The 22120-nt window shown below is 76.3% G+C and carries 17 protein-coding genes and 1 pseudogene; 2 read left to right on the forward strand and 16 right to left on the reverse strand.

Features of this window, described 5'->3' with window-relative positions:
- Window positions 1-6: 6 nt before the first annotated feature.
- Genes FMM08_RS18145 through FMM08_RS18155 form a run of 3 tightly spaced genes read right to left on the reverse strand, consistent with a single transcriptional unit; the run spans window position 7 to window position 3739 of the window.
- Window positions 7-1188, reverse strand: coding sequence for an NAD(P)/FAD-dependent oxidoreductase (locus tag FMM08_RS18145; protein ID WP_147927799.1), 1182 nt, complete (start codon window positions 1186-1188; stop codon window positions 7-9).
- A 13-nt stretch (window positions 1189-1201) separates the two neighbouring features.
- Entirely contained in the window at window positions 1202-1624 is a 423-nt protein-coding gene (locus tag FMM08_RS18150) for an OsmC family protein (protein ID WP_147927800.1), read from the reverse strand.
- A gap of 9 nt (window positions 1625-1633) precedes the next feature.
- Complete coding sequence (locus FMM08_RS18155) at window positions 1634-3739, reverse strand: ATP-dependent DNA helicase (protein WP_255472562.1); 2106 nt, start codon at window positions 3737-3739, stop codon at window positions 1634-1636.
- A gap of 211 nt (window positions 3740-3950) precedes the next feature.
- On the opposite strand from FMM08_RS18155, the gene FMM08_RS18160 reads away from it, so the two are divergent.
- Window positions 3951-4895, forward strand: a complete 945-nt coding sequence (locus tag FMM08_RS18160; protein ID WP_147927801.1) for a putative endonuclease domain-containing protein — start codon at window positions 3951-3953, stop codon at window positions 4893-4895.
- Between the two features lie 67 nt (window positions 4896-4962).
- On the opposite strand, the gene hflX is transcribed toward FMM08_RS18160, so the two are convergent.
- Window positions 4963-6483 (reverse strand): GTPase HflX, encoded by a 1521-nt coding sequence (hflX, locus tag FMM08_RS18165; RefSeq protein ID WP_147927802.1) that lies wholly within the window; start codon window positions 6481-6483, stop codon window positions 4963-4965.
- Between the two features lie 98 nt (window positions 6484-6581).
- Between hflX and FMM08_RS18170 the strand changes: the two genes are divergently transcribed.
- Window positions 6582-7238, forward strand: coding sequence for a class I SAM-dependent methyltransferase (locus FMM08_RS18170; protein WP_147927803.1), 657 nt, complete (start codon window positions 6582-6584; stop codon window positions 7236-7238).
- Window positions 7239-7249: 11 nt separating this feature from the next.
- On the opposite strand, the gene FMM08_RS23170 is transcribed toward FMM08_RS18170, so the two are convergent.
- The 12 genes and pseudogenes from FMM08_RS23170 to FMM08_RS18220 form a co-directional block, all read right to left on the reverse strand.
- Window positions 7250-7417, reverse strand: a complete 168-nt coding sequence (locus tag FMM08_RS23170; RefSeq protein WP_187279845.1) for a hypothetical protein — start codon at window positions 7415-7417, stop codon at window positions 7250-7252.
- Between the two features lie 228 nt (window positions 7418-7645).
- Window positions 7646-8641 carry a diaminopimelate epimerase gene (gene dapF, locus FMM08_RS18175; protein WP_147927804.1) on the reverse strand — a complete coding sequence of 332 codons (996 nt, stop codon included), beginning with the start codon at window positions 8639-8641 and terminating at the stop codon, window positions 7646-7648.
- A gap of 10 nt (window positions 8642-8651) precedes the next feature.
- Window positions 8652-9599 carry a tRNA (adenosine(37)-N6)-dimethylallyltransferase MiaA gene (miaA, locus tag FMM08_RS18180; RefSeq protein WP_255472565.1) on the reverse strand — a complete coding sequence of 316 codons (948 nt, stop codon included), beginning with the start codon at window positions 9597-9599 and terminating at the stop codon, window positions 8652-8654.
- 11 nt (window positions 9600-9610) lie between these two features.
- Window positions 9611-11716, reverse strand: coding sequence for a putative bifunctional diguanylate cyclase/phosphodiesterase (locus tag FMM08_RS18185; RefSeq protein WP_147927806.1), 2106 nt, complete (start codon window positions 11714-11716; stop codon window positions 9611-9613).
- Between the two features lie 52 nt (window positions 11717-11768).
- Window positions 11769-12833 carry a hypothetical protein gene (locus tag FMM08_RS18190; RefSeq protein ID WP_147927807.1) on the reverse strand — a complete coding sequence of 355 codons (1065 nt, stop codon included), beginning with the start codon at window positions 12831-12833 and terminating at the stop codon, window positions 11769-11771.
- Window positions 12830-14350, reverse strand: a complete 1521-nt coding sequence (locus FMM08_RS18195) for a YcaO-like family protein (protein WP_147927808.1) — start codon at window positions 14348-14350, stop codon at window positions 12830-12832. The genes FMM08_RS18190 and FMM08_RS18195 overlap by 4 nt, the downstream gene beginning before the upstream one ends.
- On the reverse strand, window positions 14337-15182 hold the full coding sequence (locus FMM08_RS18200) for a carbohydrate ABC transporter permease (RefSeq protein WP_147927809.1): 846 nt from the start codon (window positions 15180-15182) through the stop codon (window positions 14337-14339). The genes FMM08_RS18195 and FMM08_RS18200 overlap by 14 nt, the downstream gene beginning before the upstream one ends.
- Window positions 15179-16105: a carbohydrate ABC transporter permease gene (locus FMM08_RS18205; RefSeq protein ID WP_222710928.1), complete on the reverse strand. Its 927-nt coding sequence runs from the start codon at window positions 16103-16105 to the stop codon at window positions 15179-15181. Before FMM08_RS18205 ends, FMM08_RS18200 begins: the two co-directional genes overlap by 4 nt.
- A 3-nt stretch (window positions 16106-16108) precedes the next feature.
- A complete protein-coding gene (locus tag FMM08_RS18210) occupies window positions 16109-17422 on the reverse strand; it encodes an extracellular solute-binding protein (RefSeq protein ID WP_187279846.1) in 1314 nt (437 codons plus the stop codon).
- Window positions 17423-17545: 123 nt separating this feature from the next.
- Window positions 17546-17842 (reverse strand): helix-turn-helix domain-containing protein, encoded by a 297-nt coding sequence (locus tag FMM08_RS24245; protein WP_439653572.1) that lies wholly within the window; start codon window positions 17840-17842, stop codon window positions 17546-17548.
- Window positions 17843-20002: 2160 nt separating this feature from the next.
- Window positions 20003-20584, reverse strand: a pseudogene (locus FMM08_RS24250) (ATP-binding protein); the annotation flags it as partial.
- A gap of 224 nt (window positions 20585-20808) precedes the next feature.
- Window positions 20809-22119 carry an 8-oxoguanine deaminase gene (locus tag FMM08_RS18220; RefSeq protein ID WP_147927812.1) on the reverse strand — a complete coding sequence of 437 codons (1311 nt, stop codon included), beginning with the start codon at window positions 22117-22119 and terminating at the stop codon, window positions 20809-20811.
- Window position 22120: the final 1 nt, after the last annotated feature.

The following is a 22120-nucleotide window of genomic DNA, read 5'->3' on the forward strand; positions in this document are numbered from 1 at the left end:
AGCCGATCAGCCCGCGAGCAGGGCTCGACCCATGCCGCGCACGACCCGGGAGGTGAGCCGGCCGCGGGCCAGGCCGATGTCGGCGACGTCGTCGAAGACGCCGGTGTCGCGGGCCGACGCGCGCAGCGCCGCGTGCAGCAGCCGGTCGCTGCGCACGAGCCGCGCGGCGAGATCCGTGTGGCGCAGGTGCCCGACCAGCGCCTCGCCGAGCATGCGGTCGTACCGGCCACCTCCGAGCGCCGCGCGCCCGGCGAGGACGCCCGAGAGCACCGCGTAGTAGATGCCCTCCCCCGTCACGGGGTTGACGAGGCTGGCGGCGTCACCGGCGAGCAGCACGCGCCCCACCGACCAGACGCCGCTGCGGCCCGTCGAGAGCGGCAGCGGGTGCCCGGCCACCTGCTCGGCGCCGGCCGTCGTCCCGGGGAGCAGCTCCTCCAGGCGCTCCAGCAGGCGCGCCCGCGTCGGCGCGGTCCCCGCACTCGAGCGCGAGTCGACCAGCTGACCGAACCCCACATTCGCGCGCCCGTCCCCCACCGGGAAGGACCACGCGTAGCTGGGGCGGTCGGTGTCCTCGGAGAACGCCAGCACCTGGACGCCCTCGTGCTGGGGCAGCACGGGCGCGTACGCGCGGACGGCGATCGCCGTCGTCCCCCGCCGCTGCGGCGGCACGACCGCCGGGCCCAGGGCCCGCCGCACCTCGGAGTGGGCTCCGTCAGCGCCCACCGCGATGCGGCCGCGGACCACCTCGCCGTCGGACAGGACGACGCCGACCCCGGCTCCGTCCTGCAGCACGTCGCGCACGCGGGCCCGGCGCAGCACCGCGCCGCGCTCGACGGCCGCCCTCACCAGGCGCTCGTCGAGGACGGCGCGGGGCACCACCTGGGCGGGACGGCTCATCGCCTCCTCGACCACCGGGACCCCCGGCGCCCCCACCACGGAGATCCGCAGCCGCGGCGCCACCGGCCAGTCGTCGAGCAGGCCGGTGACGCCGACGGTCTCCAGGACGTCGAGGGCGTGGGGGGCCACGCCGTCCCCGCAGACCTTGTCGCGCGGGAAGTCGGCGCGGTCCAGGAGCAGCACCTTCGACCCCGGACGCTGGTGCAGCGCCCCCAGCGCCGCCGCCGAGCCCGCCGGTCCGGCGCCGACGACGACGAGGTCCCAGTGCTGCTCACGACCGTGCTGGCTCACACGCCGGATCCTGTCAGGCGGCGAGCTTCACGGTGAGGTCGGACCCGGCCAGGGCCTTGGTGAACGGGCAGATCTGCTGGGCCTGCTCCAGCACGCGCTCGGCGACGTCGTCGGCGAGGCCGCTGACCTCCAGGGTGATGTGGGAGGTGTAGCCGGCCTCCTCCGCCGTGGTGAGGACCACGTGGGCGGTGACCTGGGCGCCGCTCGCGTCGACGTCCTGCGTGGACGCGGCGATGCCGATCGACTGCTGCAGGCACGCGGCGGTGGCGGCGGCCATGAGGTGCTCGGGGGTGGTGCGGTCTCCAGCGGCCTCACCGGCCAGCTGGGTCTGCGCCTCCAGGACGCCGTCGGAGGTCTTCACGCTGCCGGCCACGGCGGTGGCCGTGGCGTCCTGGACGGTCTGGGAGTCGTGGGCGGAGTGCGCGGTCTCGCTCATCCCCAGACGCTAGGCAGGCCTCGCGGCCGCCGCCTCTTGATCACTGGCTGCGACGTCCAGTCGACGCAGCGCCCCCAGCACGACCTCCTTGTCGGTGGTCGGCCACAGCGGCGGCAGGCTCGCCCGCAGGAACGAGCCGTACCGCTTGGTGGCCAGCCGCGGGTCGAGCAGGGCCACCACGCCGCGGTCGGAGGTGCTGCGCAGCAGGCGCCCGGCGCCCTGGGCCAGCAGCAGCGCCGCGTGGGTGGCGGAGACGGCCATGAAGCCGTTGCCGCCGGCGCGGTCGGCGGCCTCCGCGCGGGCCGAGGCCAGCGGGTCGTCCGGGCGGGGGAAGGGGATCCGGTCCAGGACCACCAGCTGGCAGGACGGGCCCGGCACGTCCACGCCCTGCCACAGGGTCAGCGTGCCGAACAGGCAGGTGCGGGGGTCATCGGCGAACTCCCGCACGAGGTTGGGAACGGTGTCGTCGCCCTGGCACAGCACGGAGATGCCGTGCTGGGCGAGCCGGTCCCCCAGGGCCTCGGCGGCGGCCTCGGCGGCGCGGCGGGAGGAGAACAGCCCCAGCGCGCGGCCGCCGGCGGCCACCACCAGCTGCTCGACCTCCTCCAGCACCTCCGGCGCCGGACCCTCGCGACCCGGCTGGGGCAGGTGCTTGGCGACGTAGAGGATGCCCTGCCTGGCGTGGTCGAAGGGGCTGCCGACGTCGAGCGCGGTCCACTGCGGGGCGCCGGGGCCCTGCAGGCCAAGCGCGCCGGCGGCGGCGTCGAAGGACCCGCCCGGCGTGAGCGTGGCCGAGGTCAGCACCACCGTGGAGCCGCCGAAGAGGTGCTCGCGCAGCGTCATCGCCACGCTCAGCGGCGCCACGTGGAGCACGCGGGGGCGCGGTTCCTCGTCGCGGCGCCACGCGCCGGGTGCCTCGAGCCACGCGACGTCCTCGCCGGGTCCGTCGGCGCCCGGGGAGACCTCGACGAGCCGCTCCGCCACGTCGAAGACCTCGCTCAGCGCGGCGCGGGCGACCTGCTTGCCGGCCGCCGCGTCGCCGTCGTCGTCCTTCCCGGTCTGGCCGCCCTCGCCCTTGAGGCCCGACAGGGCCTCGCGGGCGGCGTCGCGCACGCCCGCCACGGCCAGGCGCACGCCCTCGGGCAGCCCCTTCGGGTAGCGGCCCACGGGGGCCTCCTCGAGCACGGCGCCGAGGTCGTCCGACGCGACGCGCAGGCGCTCGGCGGAGGTCGGGTCGAGGCCGCCCTGGCGGCGGGCGGTGGTCGCCGCCTGAGCCACCGCCGCCGCGGACAGCGAGCCCGTGGCCACGGAGGTGACCCGGTCGACCAGCTCGTGGGCCTCGTCGATGACGACGACGTCGTGCTCGGGCAGCAGCTGCACGTCCTCGACGGCGTCGATGGCGAGCAGCGCGTGGTTGGTGACGACGACGTCGACCTCCTTGGCCCGCGCCCGGGCCAGCTCGACGTGGCACTCCTCCGCCAGGGGGCAGCGCGTGGCGCCGAGGCACTCCCGGGAGCTGACGGAGACCTGCCGCCAGGCGCGCTCGGAGACGCCGGGGACGAGCTCGTCGCGGTCTCCGGTCTCGGTGTCCTGCGCCCAGCGGTGCAGGCGGGCGACCTCGCGGCCGAGCTGGCTCGTGGCGGTGGGCGCGGCAGCGCGGCGGTCGGTGGCGCGCTCGGCACCGCCGACCAGCTCCATGCCGGGCAGCGCCTCGGGCTCGTCCTCGGGGAAGCCGCCGACCAGCTTCTGCCGGCACACGTAGTGGGCGCGGCCCTTCACGGTCTGCCAGGTGAGCTCGCGCCCGAGCATCGGGCGCAGGGCCTGGCTCAGCCGGGGCAGGTCCCTGTCGACCACCTGCGCCTGCAGCGCCAGCGTGGCCGTGGACACCACGCCCGGGGTGCCCGTCTCGGCGGCGTGCGCGGCCAGCGGCACGAGGTACCCCAGCGACTTGCCGGTGCCCGTCCCCGCCTGGACCAGCAGGTGGCGGCCCGAGCGGACCGCCTGGGAGACGGCGGCGACCATCTTCTGCTGCCCCTCGCGCGGGGCCCCTCCCAGCGCCGCGACGGCGGCGTCGAGCAGGTCCGAGGGGTCGGCTCCGCGGCTGGGCTTCGGCACCGAGCCACCCTACGCAGCGCGCCGGGCACCCGGCCCCGTTCGTCCACAGCCCCCGCCGTCCTAGCGGTGCGGTGTGGCCGCGGTGCAGAACAGGGTCAGGATCTGCTCTCCCCTGACCCTGTTCTGCACCGCTGCAACCCCTGTTCTGCACCACCGGGGCTCCTGTGGACAGCCGCAGCAGGGAGGGGGCCCGATCCGCCACGGTGCCGGGGTGCCGCCACGCGCCGAGGTCCCCGCCGAACTGCTGCGCCGACCGTTCACCCTCTCCGAGGCCCAGGCCCTCGGCCTGACCCGCGATGTGCTGCGTGCTCCGCGCTTCAGCAGTCCGCACCGCGGCGTCCGCGTGCCGTCCGACCTGCCGCCGGGCTTCTCGCTCGACGTAGCCGCTGCACGGCTGGCGCTGCCGGCGGTGGCGGTGTTCTCCGAGTGGACCGTGGTGCGGCTGCTGGACCTGCCGACGCCCTGGGGACGCCCCGAGCCCGTGGGGCGACTCGTCCAGGCACGCGTCCCCCCGAGCCCTGCCCGTCCACGGGTGAGCGGTATCCAGGTGGGGCGCTGGCGCAGCACCGACCGCCTCGTCCTCCTCACCGGCGGCGAGGTCAGCCGCTACCTGACCGGCGGAACGCGGCTGCGCCTGCAGGACCCGGTGAGCGCTTGGTGCGACCTGGCACCAGGGCTCCCCCACGTGGATGCCGTCGCGCTGGGTGACGCCGTCCGCAGGCACCACGCGTCACAGGAGGAGATGCGGGAGGCTGTGGACGAACGGAGCGGGCGTCCCGGCGTCGAGGTCCTGCGACTCGTCTTCGCCGATGTGCGTCACCAGGTCGACTCGGCCATGGAGACCGAGGCCCGGCTCCTGTTCGTGAGCTCCGGCCTGCCGGAGCCGGAGTGCGGTCGCTGGATCCCGGACGGCACCGGACGCATGTGGCAGGTGGACATGGTCTGGTTCGACCAGCGCGTCGTCGTCGAGTACGACGGCGACGTCCACCGCGTCAAGGGCAAGGACCAGTGGCGTCACGACGAGGAGAAGCGCGCTCGGCTGCGGGAGGGCGGTTGGAAAGTCGTCGTCCTGGTGGGTGGGAGCCTTGACCGGCACCGACCACGAGAGCGCGAGGAGACCGCGGCGAGGGTGCGTCGTGCCCTGACGAGCCCATGATGGTCGCGGCAGTGCAGTCCAGGGTCAGATCGAGGTCGGTCGTGGCCCTGGACCGCACCGCAACGGCTCAGGCGGGGGCGGGGACCCCGAGCTCCGCGGCGAGGTCGGGGGCCACGCGCGCGACCACGCGGGTGCCGTCCTCGGTGTGCTCGGTGGACAGCACCTCGCCGGTGGAGTGCACGCGCGAGACGAGGTCGCCCCGCGAGTACGGGACCACCACGTCGACCAGCACCTCCGGGTGCGGGAGCACCTCGGCGATCCGGTCGCGCAGCGCGTCCAGGCCCTCGCCCGTGCGCGCCGAGACGACCACCGAGCCCCGCTCGCGGCGCAGCAGCCGCGAGACGACCTCCGGGTCGGCCTGGTCGCACTTGTTGAGGACGACGACCTCCACGGGGCCGTCCCCGCCGTGTGTGCCGACCTCGGCGAGCACGTCGCGCACCGCCGAGATCTGGCCCTCCGGGTCGGGGTGGGAGGCGTCGACCACGTGCAGCAGGACGTCGGCCTCGCCGACCTCCTCCAGCGTGGAGCGGAACGCCTCCACGAGCTGGGTGGGCAGCGACCTCACGAACCCGACTGTGTCGGACAGGGTCATCGTGCGGCCGTCGGGCGTCTGCGAGCGGCGCACCGTCGGGTCCAGCGTGGCGAAGAGCGCGTCCTCGACGAGCACGCCCGCCCCCGTCAGCCGGTTGAGCAGCGAGGACTTCCCGGCGTTCGTGTACCCGGCGATGACGACGCTGGGCACCGCCCCGCGGCGGCGCGACTGGCGGCGGGTCTCCCGCGCCGGGCGCATCTCCTTGATCTCCCGGCGCAGCTTGGCCATCCGCGTGCGGATGCGGCGCCGGTCGAGCTCGATCTTGGTCTCACCGGGTCCGCGGGAGCCGATGCCCTCACCACCGGCGACGCGGCCACCGGCCTGGCGGGACATCGACTCGCCCCAGCCGCGCAGGCGCGGCAGCAGGTACTCCAGCTGCGCCAGCTCGACCTGGGCCTTGCCCTCCTTCGACTTCGCGTGCTGGGCGAAGATGTCGAGGATCAGGGCGGTCCTGTCGATGACCTTGACCTTGACGATGTCCTCCAGCGCGCGGCGCTGGGACGGCGAGAGCTCGCCGTCGGCGATGACCGTGTCGGCGCCGGCGGCGGAGACGACGCCCTTGAGCTCGTCCGCCTTGCCGGAGCCGAGCCAGGTGCCGGGGTCGGGGGTGTCGCGGCGCTGCAGCACGCCGTCGAGCACGGTCGAGCCGGCCGTCTCGGCGAGGGCGGCGAGCTCCCGCAGGGAGTTCTCGGCGTCCTCGGCGGACGCGCTCGCGCTCGACCACACGCCGGCGAGCACCACGCGCTCCAGGCGGAGCTGTCGGTACTCGACCTCGGTGACGTCGGTGAGCTCGGTCGACAGCTCGCCGGCGAGGCCGCCGACGCGCCGGAGCGCGTTGCGCTCCTCGAGGTCGAACTGGTCGCCGTCGTAGCCCGCCTGGCCGTCGCCGTCCGCCCCCGCCTTCGCGGCGGCCCCGCCGTGGCGGGCGAGGATGCGGCTGACGGCGTCGTCAGCGGGTCGGGTGGTGCCCTGGGTGGACTGGGCCGTGGTGGTCATGCGCCTCCTGCGTCGTGCGGGTCGCTGCCTGCGACCCGCCCACTGTTCCTCACAACACCGACGGCGTCGACGGTGTTTCCGCCCGTTAGCCTCCCGCAGTGCGCGACGAGCCCGACCCCCAGCCCGCTGAGCACTACTTCAGCGCCTCCCCCGCCAGCGCCGACGAGCGCCAGCCGCTGCGCGTGCGGCTGGACGGCCGCGAGCTGGAGCTGGTGACGGCGCCGTCGGTGTTCAGCGGCCACCGCCTCGACCTGGGCACCGCGGTGCTGCTCGACCACGTCGGAGACCCGCCCGGCGAGGGCGACCTGCTCGACCTGGGGTGCGGCTGGGGCCCGGTGGCCCTCACCATGGCGATGCGGTCGCCGGACCCGACCATCCGGCGGGTGTGGGCGGTGGACGTCAACGAGCGCGCCCGCGACCTCACCGCCGCCAACGCCGCGTCCCTGGGCCTGGCTGGCGTGCGCACCGCCGCCCCCGAGGACGTCGACGACGACGTCCGCTTCGCGGCGATCTGGTCCAACCCGCCGATCCGCATCGGCAAGCCGGCGCTGCACGCCCTGCTCCTGCAGTGGCTGCCCCGGCTCGCGCCTGGCGCGTCGGCGCACCTGGTGGTGGCCAAGGACCTGGGTGCCGACTCGCTGCTGCGCTGGGTCGGCGAGCAGGGAGCCCAGCGCGACCTCGCCGGCGAGGGCGGCTGGACCGCGCAGCGCTCGGGCTCCCGCAAGGGGTACCGCGTGCTGGAGGTCAGCCGCTGACGCGTCGCCGGTCAGGCGGTCCGGCTGAGGCGGCGCTGCCTGCGCTGGCGCTCCATGGCCAGCTGGTGCAGCAGCCGTTCGCGGCGGCGCAGGCGCTCGTCGCCCTCGAGGCGGGGGTCGTTGACGGCTGCCAGCGCTGCCACCGCAGCCCGCGTGCGCGCGTCGAGCAGTGTGCTCATCGTGGCCGTGCTCTCCACCGCGACCATCTCCCCCCGTTGCCCTGGGTCAAGCGTTGCGGTACGCAGGGTGACCGGCAACCACTTTGGCGCAAGTGGTGACCCTCACATCGCACGCGTTCACCCCGACAGCGGACACAGGTGCACTTGCGTCACTCCAGTGCACACGCGTCACATCACGAAGCGGTCACGTCCCGGCGTGTCGCGCCCCTCCGGCGCGCCGCCTGCGGGTCAGCCGCCGAGCTGGGCCGGGTCGACCTCACCGCGGGCCAGCAGCACCGCCGGCCCCGCCAGCTCCACGCGCTGCCCCTCCAGGGCGCGCACGGCCACGGTGCCGCCGGGCACGTGCACGAGCCAGCGCTCCGGGGCCCCCGCCTCGGCGCCACCGGCCCAGCTGCGCACCGCGAGCGCCGCGGCGCACGCGCCGGTGCCGCACGAGCGGGTCTCGCCGGAGCCGCGCTCGTGCACGCGCATCCTGATGACGCCGAGCGGCGCCTCGGAGGCCGACGAGCGCCCGAAGGCGTCCTCCACGATGACCAGCTCGACGTTGGTGCCGTGCGGCGGCAGCGGGTCGACCTCGGGCGCGCGGCCCAGGTCGGCGGCCTCCAGCTCCGCGGCGGAGGCGAGCGCGACCACGGTGTGCGGGTTGCCGACGTCGACGGACAGACCGGGCCTGCGGACGCCGTCGAGCCCGTGCACCCCCACCTCGGCGTCGGCGCCGCGCTCGGAGGCCCCCACCGGGTCGATGAGGTGCCAGGGGCCCATGTCGACGGCGAGCCAGTCCTCCCCCTCGGGACCGCGCACGCGCCGCACGTGCCGCACGCCCGCACGCGTGCCCAGGGCGAGCCCGGCGCCGGACCTGAGCTCCGCCTCCTCCACGAGCCCCTCGGCGAGCAGGTGCGCGGCGAGCACCCGGACGCCGTTGCCGCACATCTCCGCCATGGACCCGTCGGCGTTGCGGTAGTCCATGAACCACACCGCGCCCGGGTCCTCGGCGAGCGCGGCGGCCCCCTCGGGCAGCGCGTCGCTGCGGACGGCGCGGATGACGCCGTCGGCGCCGACCCCCGCGCGCCGGTCGCACAGGAGGGCGGCCAGGACGGCGTCCAGCGCCAGCGCGCCGTCGGGGTCGGTGAGCAGCACGAAGTCGTTCTGGGTGCCGTGGCCCTTGGTGAAGGCCAGCGGGCTCGACGAGGTGCTGGTCGAGGCGCCGGTCACGGTGCTGGTCACGACGCTGAGCCTAGGCGAGCAGCCTGAGCGCCGCCTGGACCACCGCTGCGGCGCCGCCCGAGGCCCGCAGGGCGTCGGTGTCGAGCCAGGCCACGCGCGGGTCGGCGCCGAACCACGACAGCTGGCGGCGCGCGTACCGACGGGTGCCGTGGACCGTGACCTCCAGCGCCTCCGCCACGGTGCAGCGCCCGTCGAGGGCGTCGAGCAGCTGGGCGTACCCGAGGGCGCGGCTGGCGGTGACGCCCTCGCGCAGGCCGCGCCCGGCGAGCTCGGCCACCTCCTGGACGAGCCCGGCCCGTTCCATGGCCGCCACCCGCGTGGCGATCCGCTCGCGCAGCACCTCCCGGTCGGCCCGCAGGCCCACCTGGACGACCCCGCCGAGGCCGGCGACGGCGTCGCTGTAGCGGCGCTGGGGCATGGAGGCGCTGAACGGCCGCCCGGTCACCTCGACCACCTCCAGGGCCCGCACCACGCGGCGCACGTTCCCCCGGGTGATGGCGGCCTCGGCCACCGGGTCCACCGCGGCCAGCCGCGCCCGCAGCAGGGCCTCACCGGCGGCCCCGGCCTCCGCGAGCTCCGCCTCCAGGCGCGCCCTCACCGCAGGGTCGGTCTCGGGGAAGGCGAGCTCGTCGAGCGCCGCGCGCACGTACAGGCCGGAGCCGCCCACGAGGACGGCGGTGCGCCCGCGGGACACCACGTCGGCCAGCGCGGCGCGCGCCGCGCGCTGGTAGGCGGCCACGCGGGCCTCCTCGCGCACGTCGAGCACGTCGAGGAGGTGGTGGGGCACGCCGCGGCGCGCGGGTCCGGGCAGCTTGGCGGTGCCGACGTCCATCCCCCGGTACAGCTGGGAGGCGTCGGCGTTGACCACCTCGCCGCCCAGCGCCAGCGCCAGCTCCACCGCGAGGTCGGACTTGCCGGTGGCGGTGGGGCCGACGACGGCGACGACGGCTGGTGGCACGGTCGGCCAGGCTAGCCAGCCCGCAGCGCGGGTGCGCTGGCGCGGGCGGCCATCCAGGCGGTGAGCTGCCCGGGGGGCAGCGGGCGGCTGTGCAGGTACCCCTGGCTCGTGTCGCATCCGAGGTCCGCCAGCTGGGCGAGCACGTCGTGGTCCTCGACGCCCTCGGCGACCACCCGCATGCCGAGGCCGTGGGCCAGGTCGACGGTGGCGCGCACCACGTGGCGACGGGCGCTGTCGGTGCACAGGGCGGCCACGAACGACCTGTCGACCTTCACCTCGTGCACGGGCAGCTGCAGGAGCAGCGTCAGCGAGGAGTGGCCGGTGCCGAAGTCGTCCACGCTGACCTCCACGCCGAGGCCCACCAGGTCCCTCAGCACGGCGGCGGCGCGGACGGGGTCGGCCACGACGCTGGTCTCGGTGATCTCCACGGCCAGCAGCCCCGGGCGCAGCCCGTGCGCGAGGAGGAGCCCCGAGACGCGGCCGACCAGCGCGGGCTGGACGTCGTGCGCGGTGAGGTTGACGGACACGCGCACCGGGGTGCCTGCGGCGCGCCACGCCGCGGCCTGCGCCACGGCGAGGCGCAGCACCGCGTCGGTGACGGCCTCGCCGAGCCCGACGTCCTGGGCCACCCCGAGGAAGGCGTCGGGGGCGACCAGGCCGCGGCGGGGGTGCTGCCAGCGCACGAGGGCCTCCACGCCCACCAGGGCGCCGTCGGCGACCGCCACCTGCGGCTGGTAGTGCAGGACCAGCTCGCCGTGGGCGAGCGCCACGCGGAGCTCCTCGGCGGTCTGCAGCAGCTCTCGGGCCCGGCGGTCGTGGTCGTGGCCGTGCACGGCCACCCCGCTGCGGCCGGTCTTCGCCGCGTACATCGCGGTGTCGGCGCGGCGCAGGAGGTCGTCGCCCGTGCTGGTCACGTGACCACCGGCGCCTCCGGTGACGGCCGCCGCGCGCTGGGCCACCCCGATGCTGGCGGGTGCGTGGACGAGGTGCCCCTCCACGGCGGCGGGCTGCAGCAGGGCCGCGTGCACGCCGAGGGCGACCTCGTGCGCCGCCCGCGCCGCGGGGCCGCTCAGGAGGACGGCGAACTCGTCGCCGCCGAGGCGCGCGAGCACCGCACCGGACACCATGACCCCGCGCAGCCGGGCGGCGACCTGGCGCAGCAGCTCGTCACCCGCGAGGTGGCCCATGGCGTCGTTGACGTGCTTGAACCTGTCGAGGTCGAGCAGCAGCAGCGCCACGTCCTCGCGGGTCTGCAGGGCGGCGTCGAGCGCTGCGACGAGGGAGCGGCGGTTGCCCAGGCCCGTCAGCTCGTCGGTGACCGCGGCCTCGTGGGAGCCCTGGAGGGACACCAGCTCGCGCACGAGGAGCCGCACCTTGGACAGCAGCAGCACGAGAGCGAGGGCCGCGGCGAGCGCCGCGGCGGTGGGGATGCCCACGAGCGCCCCGACCAGCAGCACGCCCGTCGCCACGGTGCCGCAGGTCAGCACGCTGACGAGGTCCTCGTCCCAGGGCGCGCGGCGCCGCTGCACCTCGGCGGGGACCGAGGCGCGCACGAGGCCGGCCACCACCACCGCCCAGCCGAGCAGCACCACCACCGCCAGCGCGGCGGACGGCCAGGGCTCCCGCAGCGCGGGGACGGCCATCCGCAGCGGCCACAGCACCTGGCTCACGACCGCCACCGCCCCGGCGGCCACGGACCAGACCACCCGCGGGTCCGCACCGCGGCGCGCCTGGGCGAGGGTCGACAGGCCCGTCCCCAGGCTGACGACCGCGGCAGCGGCCTCGACCAGCACCAGCACGGCCAGCGCCTCGCCCATGCCGGCGGCGCCCCGCAGCACGGGCAGCAGCAGCACCAGCAGCGCGGAGGCGCAGGCGAGGGTCGCCAGCAGCGCGTCGTGCCACAGGCTGCCCGCGGAGACGGCCACGTGGTGGCTGAGCACGCGGGCCTGCGCCCACACCAGGGCCATGACGGCCACCCAGGCGCTGACCACCACCCACGTCGGCGGCATCTGCGGGGTGCACAGCGGCGCCGCGGCGGCAGGGAGCACGAGCAGCAGGGCCGCGAGAGCACCGACGCGCACCTGCGTCCCCGGTCCGGTCCGCGCTTCCGTGATCACGGGTGCGTCGTCGACGCCCCGGGGCGTCCCCTGGAGGGCAGACGACCGGAGATCACCTGGCCGGAGGACCGACCCGCTGGACGGCGGTGTTGCTGATGACCAGCTGGTGCCCGGCGGCGGTCACGGCGTCGTCGTGGCCGGGGTGCAGCCCCCACGGCGTGCCGCCCATCCAGGCGGTGGCGGGGGCGGCGCGGCCGCCGGTCCACTCCTGCAGCAGGCGCAGCGGCGCCGACACCTCCCGCTCGTCGTCGTCCTGACCGGCGGTCAGGGACGTCTCGCCGATGCCGTCGTGGGAGGAGGTGTGCGGGAGCACCACGTGCCGCTGGGCGAGCTCGGCCACCTGCTCGCGCGTCATGGCGAGGCGGCGGCCGTCGCGCTCGGAGGGGTCGACGGCGATGAAGTGCGACCTCGCGAAGACCTCCTGCTGGGCCGGCGGGCAGTCGACGAAGCCGGTGCACACCGGGAACCAGCCGGTCAGTCCCAGCTCCTCGCACACCGGCGCGGCCACCTGGGCGCTGTTGGCGTACCCCTCGTAGAAGACGGGCGCGAAGCGGGGCCGCTCGTCGGGCCAGGCGCCGTCGGCGAAGAAGGCGAGCAGGTCCTCCCACCCCACGGCCACCGCGTGCCGTGCGCAGCGGGCCAGCTCGGCGCGCAGCCGGTCGCGGCCGTGCTCGGGGGTGTTGTGGTAGTTGACCACCCTCAGCACGCGCCCCGCGGCCATCGCCTCGCGGTGGCGCTGCCACCCGAGCCGCGCCCGCTGCCCCGGGGGGAAGGACGACGACGCGAGCGGTGGCGCTGCGGCCGCCTGCGGCTGGTCGAGCGGCTGGTCGAGCTGCTGGTCGAGCTGCTGGTCGAGCTGGTCGGCCTCGTGGAAGGCCGCGGCGGTGAGGAGGGAGGCGATGACGCCGAGGTCGCCGTCGCGCTGGTCGGGGGCCAGCGCGGCGCGCAGCGCGTCGAGGTGCGCGACGAGCGCCGCGTCGGCCGGCGAGGCCGTCGACCCTCCGGAGGGGGTCTCGACCACCTCGTCGACCTCGTCGAGCAGCGCGAGGGCCATGGGGATGCCCTCCCCGGCGAGGTCGCGGTCCTGCGAGCGGCGCAGGAGCTCCAGAGCGCTCACGCCAGCCCCAGCCGCTGGGGGGCGTGCCGGCGCGGCTCGCGGTACAGCGGGTAGAGGGGGCCGAGCACCTCGGCGGCGCGGGCGGCGTCCCACCACAGCGGACCGCCGAGCCGCTCGACGGCGTCGGCGGTCAGCCGGACCGGCAGCCGGCCGGGACCGCCGGAGCGGGTGACGAGGTCTCCGCCCGGCGCTGCGCTCCCGCGAGCGCCGCGGTCGAGCAGGCGGCGCGCCACGCGCTCGCCGATGCGTCCGTACGACAGCGTCTCCACCTCCAGTCCGGGGACCACCACCTTGGCGCTGCGCACGCCGCCGGCGCCACCGTCGCGCTCGTCGGAGGCGACGACCAGCACGTCGAAGCCTTCCAGCCGCGCCAGGAGCAGCGCCAGCAGGTCGGCGGGCCCGCGCTCGCCGGGGCTGGAGGCCGCGAGCAGCTCAGGCGCCCCCACGGTCCGCGAGCGCCGGGAGAAGGCCGGCTCGACGGCGGCGCGCAGCCCGGGCAGGTCGAGCCGCGCCCAGGCCGCCGCCTCGCGCAGCGCGCGCTCCTCCTGCTCCCCCACCGGGCGGCGCTGCTCGCGGGCCCAGTAGTCAGGGCTGAGGCGCTCGACGTCGTCGAGGGGCCCGAAGGCGAAGACGCGCCGGGCCCGCGAGGCGGCGTGCTCGAGGAGCGCCTTGCGGACGGCGAGCGCGGCGTCGGGGTGGGCGGCCTCGCCGACCGCGCCGACGGCCAGCGGCGGTGTGCCGGGCGCCTCGGCGCTGCCGTGGCAGAACACCACCGGCACCAGCTCCGTGCTCGCCAGCTTGACCACCGGGGTGGTGCCGGCGGCGCGCAGCCGGGCGAGCACGCCGGCGAGCCCGTCGTCGCCGTCCGCCGCCAGGTGGGAGGCCAGCGCGTCGACGTCGACCACCTCCCCGGTGTCGAGGGCCTTGAAGCTGACGGTGTCACCGTCGCGCTGGAGCAGCTCGAGCAGGCCGTGGGAGACCGCCCGCACCAGGGCGTCGTCACCGGTCCCGGCGCCCAGGCCGTTGGAGACCGGGGTGAAGAGCTGCCCCGGGCCGCCCGGGGAGCGCAGCGAGGCGTCGAAGCCGGCGGCGTCGGCGGGCACGAGCACCTGCTCGCCCGTGCGCCACCGCACGGCCGGGACCCAGTCGAGCGGCTGGTCCACGCCGTAGGGCGATCCCGCGGGCAGCGCCAGCTCCAGCGGGTCCACCACGCCGCCGTGGCCGACCTCGGCCACGAGCTCGGCGCGGGTGGCGCGGCGGGCGCCGGCCAGGAGCCTGCTCAGGCGCGGGGACAGCACCACGCGCTCGGCCAGCTCGCCCAGCGCTCCGACGCGGGCCTCGAGCTCGCCCGTGCCGTAGCCCACGCCGTGGGCGTCGGGCCCGTCCTGCGGGTCCCAGGCGGTCGCCACCACGGGCACGCCGGTGGTGTCGTAGCCGGTCAGCGACCACTCGGTGAGCTCGCCCGAGGCCCGCAGCGCCGAGGCGTAGGCGGCAGCCGCAGCCTCACTTGAGCCCACTGCGCGCCACCCCCTCGACGAAGTACCGCTGGAAGACGGCGAAGACGAGCAGCATCGGCAGGATCGACAGCAGCGACATCGCCATGAGCGAGCCGTAGTCGTTGCCGAACTGCTGCTGCAGGAAGCGCAGGCCCAGCGGCAGCGTGAAGGCGTCGGGGTCGGGCAGGACGATGAGCGGCCAGATGAACTCGTTCCAGCGCCACATGAACGTGAAGATCACGAGCACGGCCACCAGGGGCTTGGACAGCGGCAGGACGATGGACACGAAGGTGCGCAGCGCGCCGGCGCCGTCCACGCGGGCGGCCTCGAGCAGCTCGTCGGGGATGGCGTCCATGAACTGGCGGGCCATGAACAGTCCGAACGCCTCCGCCAGGCGCGGCAGCACCACTCCGGTGGGGGTGTTGACCAGTCCGAGGTCGATGACCAGCTGGAACTGGGCCACCATGATCACCTGCACGGGGATCATCAGCGTGCCGACGATCGCGAGGAACAGGGTGTTCTTCAGCGGGAAGTCGAGCTTGGCGAAGGCGTAGCCGGCCGCCAGGTTGATGGCCACCGTGAGGGCCACCGAGATGACGGCGATGGTCGCGGAGTTCAGCGCCCACCGGGCGAAGGGGTACTGCTGCAGGGGGCGGGTGAAGTTCTCCCAGCGCAGCTGGGTGGGCCACAGCGCCGCGTCGGGCCGGGTGAGCACGCCGGGGCTGGACAGCGCCGTGACGAGCATCCAGTACAGCGGGAAGACGACGACGACGGCGAGGAGCACCGCGGCGGTGAGGCGCCAGCCGGTGACGCGGCGCTCCACGCCGCGGCGCGAGGGCGTCGCGACGCTCATGCGAGGTCCCTGCGGCGCCCCGCGCGCCACTGCAGCAGCGTGAGCACCATGACGATGGCGAAGAGCACCACGCCCAGGGCCGCCGCGTACCCCTGGCGGCGCTGCTGGAAGCCGGCGTCGTAGGCGTAGTTGACCAGGAACGTCGTGGCGTTCTGCGGGCCGCCGCCGGTCATGATCACCACGACGTCGAACACCTGGAACGAGGTGATGACCATGTAGACGAGGATGAAGAACGTCGTAGGACCGAGCAGGGGCCACGTGATGGAGCGCAGCACCCGCCAGCGGCCGGCGCCGTCCAGCTCAGCGGCCTCGTACACCTCGCCGCTGATGCCCTGCAGCCCCGCGAGGTAGACGACCATGGCGAACCCGAGGCTGGTCCACACCTGCACCGCGATGACCGACGCCAGCGCCGCGGGGCCGCTCGTCTGCCAGCCGACCTCGGGCAGGCCGAGCAGCCCCAGCAGCCGGTTGGCCACGCCGAAGTTCTCGTTGAAGATCCAGCGGGCGATGATCCCCGCCGACACCGCCGAGATCACCACCGGCACGTAGAAGAGCGCCCGCAGCAGCCCGCGCCCCGGCAGGTGGCGGTTCAGCAGCAGGGCCAGTCCCAGGCCGCCGAGCACGCTCAGCGGCACGCTGACCGCGGTGAAGACGCCCGTGTTCAGCAGCGCCCGCCAGAACAGCGGGTCGGACCCGATCTGGACGAAGTTGTCGAGGCCCTGGAAGCGCGGCCGGCCGAAGCCGGTGTACCGGGTCAGCGAGTAGTAGGCGGTCATGCCCAGGGGCACGAACATGAAGACCGCGAAGACGAGCAGCGCCGGCGAGGCCAGCGCGAGCCCCGCGAGGGCCTCGCCGCGGCGCCGCGTGCGGCGCGCGGGCCGCGGCGCGTCCTGGAGGGCCGCCGCTGAGCCGATGAGCGCCACGGCTCAGGCCTGCTGCTGCAGCGCCTGCTCGATGGCCTGCTGCAGGTTCTCGAGCGTGGCGTCGACGTCGGCCCCGCCCGCGAAGGCGCCCTCCAGCTGCTGCTGCAGGGCCTGGTTGACCTGCGTGAACACCGGGGAGGTGCTGGCCGCCACGAGGCTGGCGGGGATGGTGGTGGCCTGCTCGACGAACACGGGCATGAGGTCGGGGCGCACCGCGTAGGTGAGGCCGGTGACGTCGCTGCGGGTGGGCAGCACGGTGGTGGCCTCGCAGAAGCTCTTCATGTTCTCGGCGTTCGCGAGGAACGCGGCGAACTTCGCGGCGGCCTCGGCGTTGGGGCCGTCGGTGACCACCACGGCGTTGCCGCCCAGGTCGGTGGCGGCGGCGGCGTCACGGGGCAGGTACGTGGCGCCCCACTCGAAGCCGGTGGCGCTGGTGACCAGCGACGGCAGGTTGAAGTCGCCGGTGGCGATGGACAGCGGCTGGCCGGTGGGGAAGGTCTCGTCGGGGTAGTTGGCCGCCTGCACGAGGAAGGTGGGGTCGTGCAGGCCGGCGGTGTACAGCCCCTGGGTGTAGGTGAGGGCCTTCTTCCCGGCGTCGGAGGCGATGGTCACCTGCGACAGGTCGTCGTTGAAGACCGAGCCCCCGGCCTGCGCGAGGAAACTCAGCCAGCGGTAGGCGCCCGCCGCCTGCCAGTTGACGGCCACCGGGTACTTCCCGCCGTTCGCACCCTTGACCTCGGTGAGCACCTGGGTGAACTGCTCCCAGGTCCACGCCTGGTCCAGCGAGGTGGGGGCGGTGATGCCGGCGGCGGCGAACGCGGGGGCGTTGTAGACGATCGCGGAGCAGTCGGTGTGGTGCGGCACGCCCACCGGCTTGCCGTCCGGGTCCTGCACGGCCTTCCACAGCGCGGGGGTGAAGGCGTCGGAGTAGCCCGACGGCAGGGCGTCGGAGATGTCGGCGAGCACCCCGAGGGTGGTGTACCTGCCGATGTCGATGTAGGAGACCCGGAAGAGGTCGGGCGGGTCGCCGGCCTGGATCCGCGAGTCCACCGAGGGGAGGACGTCGGCGTAGGGCAGCTGGTTGAGGGTCACCGTGGTGCCCTCGGCCTGCTGGTAGGCGTCGGCGACCGCCTTGAAGGCGGCGAGCTCCTCGTCGCCGCCCCACAGCGTGAAGGTGAGCCCGCCGTCCCCGGAGGCGGAGCCCGAGCCGGATCCGGCGCTGGAGCAGCTGGCCAGCGACCCGGCGCCGAGGGCGGCGGCGCCCCCGGCTCCCAGGGCGCCCAGGAACTGGCGGCGCGACCACGGGGAGCGAGACACGGTGACCTCCGGGGGTTCGAGGCGCCCAGCGGGGACCCGCCGGACGCCCCTTGCTACGGCCGTTCGACGCTGTGCGCACCCTGGGAGCACGGGAGACCACGGCGGCGTGACGCAGGCCACAGATCATCCCGTAGGCAGCAGACCCCGCCGGGTGGCCACCGCCACGGCCTCGGCGCGGCCCGAGGCGCCGAGCTTGGCCATGGCGTTGGACAGGTGCACGCTGACGGTCTTCTCGCTGATGAACAACCGCTCCCCCGCCCGCCGGTTGGTCAGGCCCTGCGCGACGAGGGCCAGCACCTCGGCCTCGCGGTCGGTGAGGGGGCTGTCGACGACGACGCGCCCGTCCGGTCCGGGGCCCAGCCGCAGCCGCGCCCGGCGCGCCAGGTCGCGCACCGCGGTGGCCAGCGGAGCGGCGGCCATCGCCTCGGCCTCGGCCAGAGCGGTGACCAGCAGCTCGCGGGCCTCCTCGCGCACCTCGGCGCGGCCGGTGTCCAGCAGCGCCGCAGCCAGTCGCCAGCGGCAGCGAGCCTGCTCGTAGCGGTGGCCGTAGCCGAACGCCTCCAGCGCCGCCCGCCAGGCCGCCACCGCCTCGGCCGAGCCGGGCTCGACCAGGCGGGCCAGCTCGGCGTCGAGGCGGGCCAGCCACGCCCGCCCCTCCGGCCCGAGCGGCCCGCCGCGGCCCGGGGGCCGCTGGGCCAGCGCCCTGCCGCGCCGGGCGAGGTCAGCCCCCTCAGCGGGGTCCGCACCGGCGTCGGCGAGCGCGGCCACGGCCAGCGCGGACAGCCAGACCCCCGACAGCGCCTCCTCCAGGTCGAGCTGCTCGGCCACGGCGACCGCGTCCTCAGCGGCCCGCGCCGCCTCCCGCGGGTGACCCCGCCAGGCCAGGGCCTCCGCGCGGCCGCCGAGCGCGAGCATCGTGGACAGCGGGTCGGAGGCCACCGCCGGCAGCAGCGCCTGCGCGCGCTCGGCCACGCCGTCCTGCCCGAGCGCGGCCTCCACCTGCAGGCCCGCGGCCTGCGACAGCGTGCGGTGGACGGGGTCGGGCCCTGACCCGCCGCGGGCGGCGGCCGCCGCGGCGCCGGTGAGGTCACCCGCGGCCGCCCGCGCCACCGAGGTCATCCACACGGCCGCGACCCCGTACCTGCTCCACGCGAGCCCGTGCGCCGCCAGCTCGGCGCTGACCCGCTCGAACCGGGCCAGCGCCTCCTCCACGCGCCCCGCACCCCAGTGGTGCATGCCCATCAGGTAGCTGGCGCGGGAGGCGGCGAGCGGGTCGGAGGCCGCCGCGGCCAGGTCGAGCGCGCGCGCCAGGTGCGCGGTGACCTCGGCGTCCCCACCGGCGACGTCGTGCACCACGGCGAGCGTGGCGCGCGCCTCGGCCTCGGCCGCCGCGTCGCCGGCGGCGCGGGCCAGGGGGAGCGCCTCCCGGGCGGCCACCTCCGCCGCGGCGAGCTCGTCGCGGGCGAGGTGCACGCGACCCCGCTGCACGAGCAGCCGCGCGCGCACCGCGTCGAGGACCCGCCCGTCGAGCTGCACGAGCAGCCCCTCGGCACCGTCGAGCACGTCCGCGGCCTGCGCGGTGAGCGACCCGTCGACGTCGGCCGCGAGCAGGTGCACCGCCGCCCGCGTGCGGGCCCCCGCGGCCTGGAGCGGGTCGTCGGCGTCGACGACGGCGACCGCACGGCGGGCGTGCTCGACCGCGCGTCCCAGCTCACCCGCGCGTGAGGCCAGCTCGGCCGCCACCGCCGTCAGCCGCGGGGCGCTGGAGACGGCTGCGGCGAGGGGTGCGGCCAGGTCCGCCTCGTCCGCTCCCGGGACCGCCGGCAGCAGCGAGAGCGCCTGCTCGACGTGGCGCAGGGCCTCGGCGGGTGCGAGCCGGCCCAGGGCCTCGACGGCCGCCGCGGTGCTGGCCGCGAGCGCAGCCGGGGCGTCGTGGCTGGCGAGGGCGTGCCGGGCCATCTCCGCGGCGGGGGCGAGCGGGGCACCGGCGCGGGCGGCGTCGGCCAGGAGCCGGGCGTGGGCGGCGTGCAGGGACGTGCGCTCGCCGGGGAGGAGGTCGTCGAGGACCGCCTCCTGCAGCAGCGCGTGGCGGAAGGCGTACCCGTCGGCGCGGGGCACGAGCACGGCGGCGCTCACGGCCTCCTCCAGCGCGGCGTCCACCGCGCCCCCCGGGCCGTCGCCGAGCACGCTGTCCAGGACGGCGCGGAGCACCCTGTCGGACACCACCTGGCCTCCCACGGCGGCCGCGGCGACGGCGCGGCGGGCGGCGGGGTCGAGGGCGTGGATGCGGCCCAGCAGCACGTCGGACAGCCCCGGTCCGCCCGCGGTGGTGCTGGCGAGCAGCTCCTCGGCGTAGTACGGGTTGCCCTCGCTGCGGGCGGCCACCGCCGCCAGCTGCGCCTCGCTGCGCCCCGCGCCGGCCTCGAGGTGGCGCAGGTGCTCCACCAGGGCGTCGGTGGTCAGCGGGCGCAGCTCCAGGCGCCGGACCGCGCTCAGGCGGCCGAGCTCGGCGAGCAGGGGGCGCAGCGGGTGGCGCCGGTGCAGGTCCTCGGCGCGCACGGAGCCGAGCACGACCAGCCGGCCGGCCCGCAGCCGCGCGAGCAGGAAGCGCAGCAGGTCGCGCGTCGAGGCGTCGGCCCAGTGGAGGTCCTCCAGCACGAGCACGACGGCGCCGTCGGCCGGCGCCAGGTCGGCCAGCAGCCCCTCCAGCGCCTCGAACAGCGCCAGCCTGTCCGAGCCCACCCGGGCCTGCGACGACGACGCCGACGAGCGGCCCAGCAGCCCCTCCACCGCCGGGGACAGGCGCGCCAGCACCGGGCGGCGCTCCAGCGCCCGCCGGACGGCGTCGTCACCCCTGTCGTCCTGGCCGCTGACCAGGCCGCCGACCAGGTCGCTCAGCACCTCGGCGACGGGCAGGAAGGGCATCCCGACGTCGCCGAGGTCCAGGCAGTGGCCCACGAGCACGCGCGCGCCGCGTCCGCGGGCCAGTTCCGCGGCGGCCCGGACCAGCCGGGTCTTGCCGACGCCGGCGTCGCCGGTGACGAGCACCGCGCCGGGGCGACCGGCCTCAGCGCGGGCCAGCGCCGCGAGCAGCTCGGTCAGCTCGGCGTCGCGACCGACGATCGGCGGCGCGCCGGTGTCGATCGGGTCCACGCGGCCCATCCTCCCCTCCTCCGCTCGGGTGCCGGTGCCGGTGCGGGAGCCGGCGCGGGCCGGCGCAGCTCCCGGCCCAGGCGCTCGCGGCGCAGGGCGGTCTCGGCGTCCAGTGCGGGTCCCCAGGTGGTGTGCATGCCGACGACGCTCGCCCTGAGGGGTGGCCCGGCACCCGGGGTGATCGCGTCGTCTCCCGGGCGCCCACCCGTCTGAGGGGCCCTCAGACGGCCCCCTCAGGCGAACAGGCGGGAGGCGCGTCGGGCCAGGTCGGCCCGGGCCGCGCGCAGGTCCAGGCCCGCCAGCTCCCCGTCGACGACGACCCGGCGGCCGCCGACCAGCAGGTGCCGCACGGACCGGTCGGGCCCGAGGACGAGCCCGGCCAGCGGGTCCGGGGTGTCGAGGAGGTCCTCGCCCGGCCACACGGCCACGTCGGCGCGCATCCCCACCTGCAGGGCGCCGACGTCGTCGCGGCCCAGGCAGGCGGCGCCGCCGCGGGTGGCCGCGTCGAGGACGTCGGCGGCCGTCAGCTCGGTCGGGTCGAGCCTCCTCAGGCGGGCGGCGTAGAGGGCCTGGCGCAGCTCGCCGAACAGCGACCCCGGCTCGCTGGAGGCGGAGCCGTCCACGCCGAGCCCGACGGGGGCGCCGGCGCGGCGCAGGTCGGCCACGCGGCACGTGCCAGCGCCGAGGCGGGCGTTGGAGCTGGGGCAGTGCGCCACGCCCGTGCGGGCCGCCCCGAGGCGGGCGACCTCGTCGTCGTCGAAGTGGATGCCGTGGGCGAGCCAGACGTCGTCGCCGAGCCAGCCCCAGTCCTCCAGGAGGTCCAGCGGACGCCTTCCGAACCGGGCCAGCGCGTCGCGCTCCTCGTCGAGGGTCTCGGCCAGGTGCGTGTGGAGCTGCAGACCGCCCGGCACGACCGCACGGGCGAGCTCGGCGGAGGAGCGCATGAGCTGCGGCGTCACCGAGAACGGTGAGCAGGGCGCCACGGTGACGGTCACGTCGACGCCGTCGTGGTGGGCGGCCACCACGCGCTCGGTGCTGGCCAGGATCGCGTCGAGGTCCTCCACGACGGCGTCCGGGGGCAGGCCGCCGGCGGACTCCCCCAGGTCCATCGACCCGCGCGCCAGGTGCAGGCGGACGCCCACGCGGCGGGCGGCCACGACGAGCCTGTCGAAGACGGAGTCGTCACCGCGGGGCACGAGGTAGTGGTGGTCGGCGGCGGTGGTGCACCCCGACAGCGCCAGCTCCGCCAGGGCCACGGTGGCGGCGGCCTCGACGTCGTCGGCGTCCAGCCCCGCCCACACCGGGTAGAGGGTGGTGAGCCAGCCGAACAGGGTGGAGTTGGCCGCCCACCCGCGGGTGATCCGCTGGTAGAGGTGGTGGTGCGTGTTGACCAGCCCCGCGGTGAGCAGGTCGCCGTCGACGCGGAGCACCTCGTCGCCGGGCAGCGCCGGCACCGACGCCACGTCCCCGACGGCGGTGATCCAGCCGTCCTCCACGGCGACGTCCCCGGGCCAGCGGGCCCCCCGCAGCACCAGCCTCGTCACG

It is taken from the genome of Quadrisphaera setariae (assembly GCF_008041935.1).
GTDB classification, from domain to species: domain Bacteria; phylum Actinomycetota; class Actinomycetes; order Actinomycetales; family Quadrisphaeraceae; genus Quadrisphaera; species Quadrisphaera setariae.